This is a genomic window from Bradyrhizobium sp. P5_C11_2 (assembly GCF_054049755.1).
Map to the genome: position 1 here is coordinate 1 of NZ_JBFULT010001048.1, position 1,226 is coordinate 1,226.

The 1,226-nt window shown below is 66.5% G+C and carries 2 protein-coding genes; both read right to left on the bottom strand.

Annotated elements, in window-relative coordinates:
• On the bottom strand, positions 1–1,011 hold a 1,011-nt coding region (locus tag ACXJL8_RS41555; protein WP_456687090.1), incomplete at its 3' end, for an AMP-binding protein.
• A gap of 26 nt (positions 1,012–1,037) precedes the next feature.
• Positions 1,038–1,226 (bottom strand): acyl carrier protein (locus ACXJL8_RS41560; protein ID WP_456687091.1); only part of this gene is annotated, 189 nt, incomplete at its 5' end.

Here is a 1,226-nt window from a genome sequence, read left to right on the forward strand (position 1 = left end):
GACGTGACCATCGCCGCGCCTTCCGCCGGCGATCAGCAGCGTCGCTTCCGCCATGCCATAGGCGGGGTACATCGCGTGCGGATCGAACCCGTGCGGCGCAAAGGTCTCGATGAACCGCGCAATGGTGTCCGCATGCACCGGCTCGGCGCCATTGAGCGCGATCCTGAGCGAGGACAGATCGATGCCCTCCATCTGGTCGGCGCGATAGCGGCCGACGCAGAGGTCGAAGCCGAAATTCGGGCTGCACGCGACTTCCGCGCGATAATGCGAGATCGCGCGCAGCCAGCCGAGCGGCCGCTGCATGAACGCGTTCGGCGCCATCAGCACGCACGTCGCCCCGACATAGAGCGCCTGCAGCGCGCTCAGGATCAGCCCCATGTCGTGATAGAGCGGCACCCAGTTAACGTAGGTCGATTGCCTGGTGTTGCCGAGCGCGAGCCGGATCATCTCGAGATTGGCGAGCAGATTGGCATGGCTCACCATCACGCCCTTGGGCTCGGACGTGGAGCCGGAGGTGTATTGCAGGAAGGCGATGTCCTCCGGCGCCGGCTCGGGCAGGTCRACCGTCGCACCGGAGCCCGCGGCGAGATCGACCTCGATCCAGCGGATGCTTTCCTGCTGGAAGCGCGCCTGCAAATCGCCGCGCAAAGCGAAGGCCGAGGCGGTCAGCGCCACCGAAGGCGCGCAATTGGCGAGGATCGCGGCGCTGGCGTCGCGGGCGCTGTTTCGCCGCGGCATCATCATCGGCACCGCGATGATATCAGCCATCAGGCAGCCGAAGAACGCCACCATGAACTCGATGCCGGGGGGAAACACCAGGATCGCGCGGTCGCCGGATTGCGCGGTCGCGGCCAGGCGCGCTGCGAGCGCGGTTGCTGCGTCATGCAGCTGGCGGAAGGTGAGGGTGGCTTCCTCCGTCCCGCGATCGGAGACGAAGACATAGGCGCGATCGTCGCCCTGGTCCGCCGCGCGCCGGGCCAGAAGTGCCACGAGCGAGCGGAAAGTGTCCATCTGGGCTGCGCCGGCTTCAGCCGCCCTCAGGCGGCGGTGCGGAGCGCGCGCTTGTCGGCGAGAAATCGCGACAGCGTCTCAACGGTAGGGTGGTCGTAGAAATCGTCCGTCGACAGTTCGAGGTCGAGCTTCTCCTCGAGTTCCATCATGAGGTAGACGAGCATCGCCGAATCGAGGCCGAGGCGGTTGAATTTCGTGCCGGTGTCGACCCGATC